General features: G+C 60.7%; 6 protein-coding genes and 1 pseudogene. All 7 read left to right on the top strand.

Translation table 11 applies throughout. The features are described from left to right. On the top strand, positions 1-415 hold a 415-nt coding region (locus WBR57_RS12160; protein WP_424084038.1), incomplete at its 5' end, for an alpha/beta hydrolase fold domain-containing protein. Between the two features lie 103 nt (positions 416-518). Continuing rightward, complete coding sequence (gene pip / locus WBR57_RS12165) at positions 519-1,490, top strand: prolyl aminopeptidase (protein WP_119738084.1); 972 nt, start codon at positions 519-521, stop codon at positions 1,488-1,490. Beyond that, on the top strand, positions 1,487-1,924 hold the full coding sequence (gene dtd / locus WBR57_RS12170; protein ID WP_424084039.1) for a D-aminoacyl-tRNA deacylase: 438 nt from the start codon (positions 1,487-1,489) through the stop codon (positions 1,922-1,924). Before pip ends, dtd begins: the two co-directional genes overlap by 4 nt. Positions 1,925-2,190: 266 nt before the next feature. After that, complete coding sequence (locus tag WBR57_RS12175) at positions 2,191-3,927, top strand: glucan biosynthesis protein G (RefSeq protein ID WP_424084040.1); 1,737 nt, start codon at positions 2,191-2,193, stop codon at positions 3,925-3,927. Then, positions 3,920-6,492 (top strand): annotated as a pseudogene (gene mdoH / locus WBR57_RS12180) (glucans biosynthesis glucosyltransferase MdoH); the annotation flags it as partial. The gene WBR57_RS12175 and the pseudogene mdoH, both read left to right, overlap by 8 nt. Before the next feature lie 183 nt (positions 6,493-6,675). Continuing rightward, positions 6,676-7,476, top strand: coding sequence for a transporter substrate-binding domain-containing protein (locus WBR57_RS12185; RefSeq protein WP_424084041.1), 801 nt, complete (start codon positions 6,676-6,678; stop codon positions 7,474-7,476). A 208-nt stretch (positions 7,477-7,684) separates the two neighbouring features. Then, positions 7,685-8,482: a transporter substrate-binding domain-containing protein gene (locus WBR57_RS12190; RefSeq protein ID WP_424084042.1), complete on the top strand. Its 798-nt coding sequence runs from the start codon at positions 7,685-7,687 to the stop codon at positions 8,480-8,482. Positions 8,483-8,576: the final 94 nt, after the last annotated feature.

Raw genomic sequence — 8,576 nt, forward strand, 5'->3', positions numbered from 1 at the left:
GCCAATGCCACGGGCGCAGGTGCTGATTTACCCCGGCCTGGGCGGCCCGGCCGACTTGCCGTCGCGCCGCGACTGCAGGGACGCGCCGTTGCTCAGTACTGCCGACACCGAGTGTTACCTGGCGCTCTACCTGCGCGGCGCCGCCAAGCCTTCGCCCTACGCCATGCCACTGCTTGCCGAGGATTTCAGCGGCTTGCCCAAGGCCCTGATCGCCGTGGCCCAGTTCGACCCGCTGCGCGATGACGGCATCCTCTACGCCGAACGCCTGCAAGCGGCAGGCGTGCCCGCCGTGCTCTACCCCGGCAAAGGCCTGGTCCACGGCTGTTTGCGCGCGCGCGGCCAGGCGCCGGAGGTCGATCAGTTGTACCGCTATCTTTTCGATTACCTAAGGAGCGAACTGCTGACACCGCTCTAAGCGCTCAAGGACATGCTCATTGCACAATTCGGGTTTATAGTGCCAGACGGCAAAATAAAAGACGTCCCCCCAGGGATGAACCCGACCCCCTACGGAGCGCGCAATGCAGACTTGGTACCCACAGATCAAACCCTACGCCCGGCACGATCTGGCCGTCGATGACACCCACACGCTGTACGTCGATGAAAGCGGCTCCCCCGAGGGCTTGCCCGTTGTCTTCATCCACGGTGGCCCCGGCTCCGGTTGCGACGCCCAGAGCCGCTGCTATTTCGACCCTAACCTGTACCGCATCGTCACTTTCGACCAGCGTGGTTGCGGGCGCTCCACCCCGCGTGCCAGCCTGGAAAACAACACCACCTGGGACCTGGTCGCCGACCTCGAGCGCATCCGCGAGCACCTGGGCATCGAAAAATGGGTGCTGTTCGGCGGTTCGTGGGGCTCGACCCTGTCGCTGGCCTACGCACAAACCCACCCCGAGCGCGTGCATGGCCTGATCCTGCGCGGCATCTTCCTGGCCCGCGACCAGGATATTCACTGGTTCTACCAGGAAGGCGCGAGCCGCATGTTCCCGGATTACTGGCAGGACTACCTGGCGCCGATCCCTGCGGACGAGCGGCATGACCTGGTCGCGGCTTACCACAAGCGCCTGACCGGCAACGACCAGATCGCCCAGATGCACGCGGCCAAGGCCTGGTCCGGCTGGGAAGGGCGCATGCTTGGCCTGTGCCCGAGCCCGCAGCATGTGGAGCGTTTTTCCGAGCCGCAGCGCGCCTTGTCGATTGCGCGTATCGAATGCCATTACTTCACCAACAACTCCTTCCTGGAGCCCAACCAGCTGATCCGCGATATGCACAAGATCGCCCATCTGCCTGGCGTCATCATTCATGGCCGCTACGATATGATCTGCCCGCTGGACAACGCCTGGGAGCTGCATCAGGCCTGGCCCAACAGCGAACTGCAGGTAATCCGTGAGGCCGGCCATGCGGCCTCCGAGCCCGGCATTACCGATGCACTGGTGCGCGCGACCGGTGAAATGGCACGGCGCCTGCTTGATCTGCCGCCAGAAGAAGCATGAAGGGATTGTTGCAACGGGTGCGTGGCGCCCGGGTCGAGGTAGACGGTGAAGTGGTCGGGGCGATTGACCAGGGTTTGCTGGTGCTGGTGGCCGTCGAACCGACGGATACCCCCCAGAGCGCCGACAAACTCCTGCACAAGCTGCTTAACTACCGGGTGTTCAGCGACGACGAGGGCAAGATGAACCTGTCGTTGAAGGACATCGACGGTGGTTTGTTGCTGGTGTCGCAGTTCACCCTGGCAGCGGATACCAAAAGCGGGCTGCGGCCAAGCTTCACCACGGCGGCACCGCCCGCCCTGGGAGCAACGCTATTTGATCACTTGTTGTTACAAGCGCAACAATTGCATGGCAAGGTGGCGTCGGGGCGTTTTGGCGCCGACATGCAGGTGCATTTGGTCAATGATGGCCCTGTGACCTTCCTCTTACAGACATGAATGTATTAAAAACGACTTTAATGCCTAAAAACGCAGGGTTTCACTACAAATACTTCGTTGTCCCTGATGCGTTGTCTCGCGGGCTACTAGATAATCGCGCGCTACGGGGATCAGCGTTGTTTGGTCCATTTTTGACTTAGGTAGAGACTTGTCCGACGGCGATTGGGGAATCATTCCGATCCAATGCAGTCGGAACAATGCTCGCCAACCTGGCATATAGATAGCTGGCCGTTGGTTTTTTGATCTGTTTTCGGCGAGGGTTGCTCGTGATTGTTAGTCCCTGTAATGCACCAAAATTGTCTGCCAAACGGTTACGAAACGCACTGGTGACGGGCTCTGCCCTCTTTTGCCTGTTCGGCGCGGGTCAACTGTGGGCATTCAGTCTGGATGATGTGTCTGCCAAGGCAAAAGAGCTGGCCGGGCAGAAATACGAAGCTCCGCGCAGCAATCTGCCGAACGAATTCCGCGAAATGAAATTCGCTGACTACCAGAAGATTCGTTTCCGCGCCGATAAAGCCGAGTGGGCCGATCAGAACACCCCGTTCAAGCTGTCCTTCTATCACCAGGGTATGCATTTCGATACACCGGTGAAAATCAACGAAGTCACCGCAGACAGCGTGCAGGAAATCAAATACGACGCGTCGCGGTTCGATTTCGGCGACGTCAAGGTTGATCCCAAGGCCACCGAACAGCTGGGTTATGCCGGTTTCCGTGTGCTGTACCCGATCAACAAGGGCGACAAGCAAGACGAAATCATGACCATGCTCGGCGCCAGCTATTTCCGCGTCGTGGGCAAGGACCAGGTGTACGGCCTGTCCGCCCGTGGCATGGCGATCGATACCGCGCTGCCGTCCGGCGAAGAATTCCCGCGCTTCACCGAATTCTGGATCGAGCGCCCGAAAGCGGGTGACAAGCACCTGGTGATCTTCGCCCTGTTGGATTCGCCACGTGCCACTGGCGCCTATCGCTTGATCCTGCGCCCAGGCACCGACACCGTGGTCGATGTCAAATCGCAGATGTTCCTGCGCGACAAGGTCAGCAAGCTCGGCGTTGCGCCGTTGACCTCGATGTTCCTGTTCGGCGCCAACCAGCCGTCCAAGGTCCTCAACTACCGTCGTGAGCTGCACGATTCCAGCGGCCTGTCGATCCATGCCGGCAATGGCGAGTGGATCTGGCGCCCGCTGAACAACCCTAAACACCTGTCTGTCAGCAACTTCACCGTGGAAAACCCGCGTGGTTTCGGCCTGCTGCAACGCGGCCGCAACTTCAGCCACTACGAAGACCTGGACGACAACTACGACAAGCGCCCAAGCGCCTGGATCGAGCCTGAAGGCGACTGGGGCAAGGGTTCCGTCGACCTGGTAGAGATCCCGACCGCCGACGAAACCAACGACAACATCGTTGCGTTCTGGAGCCCGGCCGAATTGCCGGAAGTCGGCAAGCCGCTGGACGTGGCCTACCGCCTGCACTGGACCCTGGACGATGCGGCCTTCCATTCGCCGGAAAGCGCCTGGGTCAAGCAGACCCTGCGTTCTACCGGTGATGTGAAGCAATCCAACCTGATCCGTCAGCCGGATGGCAGCGTCGCGTATCTGGTGGACTTCGAAGGCCCGTCGCTGAAAAAGCTGCTGCCGGATGCCCCGGTGCGTAGCCAGGTGAGCGTGGGTGACAACGCTGAACTGGTTGAAAACAGCGTGCGTTACAACGAGCACACCAAAGGCTGGCGCCTGACCCTGCGCATGAAAATCAAGGACGCAGGCAAGCCGACCGAAATGCGCGCAGCCCTGGTGCAGGACATCGTGCAGCCAGAGCCTGAGCCGGTGTCGACCCAAGTGCTGAAGGCTGACAAGGTCTTGGCCAAGCAACACGACAAGCAGGCCAAGAAAGACGCCAAAGACAAGGAAGCCAAGCAGCCAGAAGCTGCCCCAGCCACGCCGGAGCCGATCAAGACAGAACAAGTCCTGACCGAAACCTGGAGCTATCAGTTGCCTGCCGATGAGTAATTCTCAAGTCCAGCCAGAGACTCTGTCCGAGTATCTGGCGCATCTCCCGATGACCGCTGAGCAGCGCGCCGAATTGGCGGGCTGCACATCCTTCAGCGAACTGCACCAGCGCTTGTCGTCCTCGACGTTCGACGCGCCGGCTGATGCCGCCCAGGCCTCGGTTGGCCGCCGCTTGACCTTGAACACGGCCGAAGAGCTGCAGGACGCCGAAATGCTGGTGCTCGACGCCAGCGGTCGCGTGTGCCTGAAGGCCACGCCGCCGATTCGTCGCACCAAGGTCGTGCCGGAGCCGTGGCGCACCAATATCCTGGTGCGTGGCTGGCGCCGCCTGACCGGCCGCACCAACCCGCCGAAGCCGCCGAAAGACGAACGTGTGTTGCCGGCTGCGCGCTGGCGCACCGTGGGTTCGATCCGCCGTTACATCCTGCTGGTGCTGATGCTCGGCCAGACCATCGTCGCCGGCTGGTACATGAAAGGCATCATGCCGTACCAGGGCTGGTCCCTCGTCGACTTCGACGAGATCCGCAACCAGACCCTGCTGCAAACCGCTACCCAGGTACTGCCTTACGCCTTGCAAACCAGCATCCTGATCATGTTCGGGATCTTGTTCTGCTGGGTGTCGGCGGGTTTCTGGACCGCGTTGATGGGCTTCCTCGAATTGCTCACCGGCCACGATAAATACCGGATTTCCGGTAAAAGTGCCGGTGACGAGCCGATCCCGAAGGATGCGCGCACCGCGCTGGTGATGCCGATCTGCAACGAAGACGTGCCGCGTGTATTCGCGGGTTTGCGCGCCACCTTCGAATCGGTGGCCGCTACCGGCGACCTGGATCGCTTCGATTTCTTCGTGCTCAGCGACAGTAACGAAGCCGATATCTGCATCGCCGAGCAACAGGCCTGGCTCGACGTGTGCCGCGAAGCCGGTGGCTTCGGCAAGATCTTCTATCGCCGCCGTCGCCGTCGCGTCAAACGTAAAAGCGGCAACCTCGACGACTTCTGCCGTCGTTGGGGCGGTGACTACAAGTACATGGTGGTGCTCGACGCCGACAGCGTAATGAGCGGCGAATGCCTGACCAGCCTGGTGCGCCTGATGGAAGCCACGCCGGATGCCGGGATTATCCAGACCGCGCCACGGGCGTCGGGCATGGACACCCTGTATGCGCGCATGCAGCAGTTCGCGACCCGCGTGTACGGCCCGCTGTTCACCGCCGGCTTGCACTTCTGGCAGTTGGGTGAATCCCACTACTGGGGTCACAACGCAATTATCCGCATGAAGCCGTTTATCGAGCACTGCGCCCTCGCGCCGTTGCCGGGTAAAGGTGCTTTCGCCGGGGCGATCCTTTCCCACGACTTCGTCGAAGCCGCGCTGATGCGCCGTGCCGGCTGGGGCGTGTGGATTGCCTACGACCTGCCAGGCAGCTACGAAGAACTGCCGCCGAACCTGCTGGACGAACTCAAGCGTGACCGTCGCTGGTGCCACGGCAACCTGATGAACTTCCGCCTGTTCCTGGTCAAGGGTATGCACCCGGTGCACCGCGCGGTGTTCCTGACCGGCGTGATGTCTTACCTGTCGGCGCCGCTGTGGTTCTTCTTCCTGGTGCTGTCGACGGCGTTGCTGGCGGTGAACACCCTGATGGAGCCGCAATACTTCATGGCGCCACGCCAGTTGTACCCGCTGTGGCCGCAATGGCATCCGGACAAGGCCGTGGCGCTGTTTTCCACCACCATCGTGCTGTTGTTCCTGCCTAAATTGCTGAGCATCATCCTGATCTGGGCCAAGGGCGCGAAAGAGTTCGGTGGCAAGTTCAAGGTGACCGTGTCGATGCTGCTGGAGATGCTGTTCTCCATGTTGCTGGCGCCGGTGCGGATGATTTTCCACACGCGTTTCGTACTCGCCGCGTTCCTCGGCTGGGCTGCGACCTGGAACTCGCCGCAGCGCGACGACGACTCCACGCCATGGAGCGAAGCGATCAAGCGCCACGGTACGCAGACCTTGCTGGGCTTCTTCTGGGCTGCCCTGGTGGTGTGGTTGAACCCAAGCTTCCTGTGGTGGCTGGTGCCGATCGTGGGTTCACTGATGCTGTCGATCCCGGTCTCGGTGATCTCCAGCCGCGTGAACCTGGGCCTCAAGTCCCGCGACGAAAGCCTGTTCCTGATTCCTGAGGAATACAATCCGCCGCAGGCCTTGCTGTCGACCGAAAAGTACACCCACGAAAACCGCTGGCACGCCCTCAATGACGGGTTTGTGCGCGCGGTGGTCGACCCGCAGCAGAACGCCCTGGCCTGCGCCCTGGCGACCTCGCGTCACCGTGAGGCGGAGCCGATCGAGTACCTGCGTGCCGAACGTGTGCGCCATGCGTTGAAAGTCGGCCCTGCCGGCCTCAACAACGGCGAGCGCGTGGCGCTGCTCAGCGACCCGGTCGCACTGGGCCGTCTGCACGAGGCGGTCTGGAGCGAAGGTCACCCTGAGTGGCTGGCGGCTTGGCGTGATTCGATCAAGTCCGACCCGCACGCGCCGTTGCTGCCATTGCAACCGCTGTCGTCCCAGGCCCAACCGGCCTGATTCAAACGCCCCCGAGGGCTCACTTCGGGGGCGTTCGAAGCGCTGGTCCTACGGCGTTTCCACCTTCTTCTCAATCGCTTTAACTCCCTGTTATTTCGAAACAAAAGACCCTCCTGCGAGACGTATTGCCGTGCCCGTGGCTGAGTTAGCATCGCCCCGAATTTGACGTGGTCACCGGGGTATTCATGAACAAACGCTATTGGCTGGCACTGTTGGCAGGCGCCGCCGCATGGCTTCACATCGGCCTGGCGCAGGCGGGCGCGATTGACGACGCCGTGCGCCGCGGGGTGCTTAAAGTCGGCACAACGCCGAACTACGTGCCCTTCGAAATGAAGGACAAGCAAGGGCGCATCGTCGGCTTCGAGATCGATCTGCTGCAGGCCATGAGCCGCGCCCTGGGTGTCGAGCTTGAACTGGTGACGGTGGCGTATACCGAGTTACTGCCGGGCTTGCTGGCGAACAAGTTTGACCTGATCGGCAGCGGCATGACCGTCACCCAGGAGCGCAACCTCAAGCTGAACTTCAGCGACGCCTTCATCGTGGTGGGCCAGACCGTGCTGCTGCATCCGAGCCTGGCTGGCAAGGTCGCCAGTATCGAAGACCTGGACCAGGCCGGCTACCGGATCGCTGCCACCGAGGGCACCACTGGCGAGGCGGCTGCCCGACGTTTCCTGGGCGCCGCCCGGCTAAGCAGTTTCGCAAACCCGGAAGACGGCGTGCGGCAAGTGGTGGAGGGCAACGCCGATGCCTTTATCTATGACGCGCCCTACAACCTGATAGCAATCGCCCGCCCGGAGAACAGCACATTAATGGCGCTGGAGCAGCCGTTCACCTTTGAGCCGCTGGCCTTCGGCCTGAAAAAAGGCGATTACGACAGCGTCAACTGGATCAACCATTTCCTCAGTCAGGTGGCTCAGGACGGGACGTACGATCAGTTGCATGACAAGTGGTTCAAGGACACCGGCTGGCTCAGCGAGATTGACTGAGTGTCATAACTTCTTACACATCAATCAATTGGCAGGTTTATCCGGCCCTCGTGCGCCGTCACCGTGTTGTCGGGTTTTTCCGACATACGCAGGCAACAATTACCCGTGAAACCTTTGTGACAGGCAACGAGTGGGTTAGGATCGCACCCCGAAATGGTGCAGCCCGTTTGCGCGCCGACCTCATTAGAATCGTTCAGGGGACTTGATGATGAAAAAGTATCTTTCGATGCTGCTGCTAGGCGTCACTGCAATGGTTGCCGCGACGGTGGCCCAGGCCGGTGCCATCGATGATGCGGTCAAGCGCGGCACGCTGAAAGTCGGCATGGACCCGACCTACATGCCGTTCGAAATGACCGACAAGCGCGGAGAAATCATCGGCTTCGAAGTCGACATCCTCAAGGCCTTGGCCAAGTCCATGGGCGTCAAGCTGGAACTGGTGTCCACCGGTTATGACGGGATCATCCCGGCATTCCTCACCGGCAAGTTCGATATGATCGGCAGCGGCATGACCCTGACCCAGGAACGCAACCTGCGCCTGAATTTCAGCGAACCCTTCATCGTGGTCGGCCAGACCCTGCTGATTCGTAAGGACCTGGAAGGCACCATCAAGTCCTACAAAGACCTGAACGACGAAAAATACCGCCTGACCTCCAAGCTCGGTACGACCGGTGAAATGGTCGCCAAGAAGCTGATCTCCAAAGCCAAGTACCACGGCTACGACAACGAGCAGGAAGGCGTGCTGGACGTGGTCAACGGCAAGGCCGACGCCTTTGTGTATGACGCCCCGTACAACGTGGTCGCCGAGAAGAAAGTCGGCAACGGCAAGCTGGTGTTCCTGGAAGAACCCTTCACCTTCGAGCCGTTGGCGTTTGGCCTGAAAAAAGGCGATTACGACAGCCTCAACTACATCAACAACTTCCTGCACCAGATCCGCAACGACGGCACCTACGATCGCATCCATGACAAGTGGTTCAAGAGCTCCGAGTGGCTCAAGGACATGGAATAAGTTCGGCGCAATACCGAGTCGCGTCCTTCGCGAGCAAGCCCGCTCCCACATTTTTGAGCGCATTCCCAAATTGGAATTCGGTCAAGTGTGGGAG

The sequence above is a fragment of the Pseudomonas sp. genome (assembly GCF_049590575.1).
Classification (GTDB): Bacteria; Pseudomonadota; Gammaproteobacteria; order Pseudomonadales; family Pseudomonadaceae; genus Aquipseudomonas.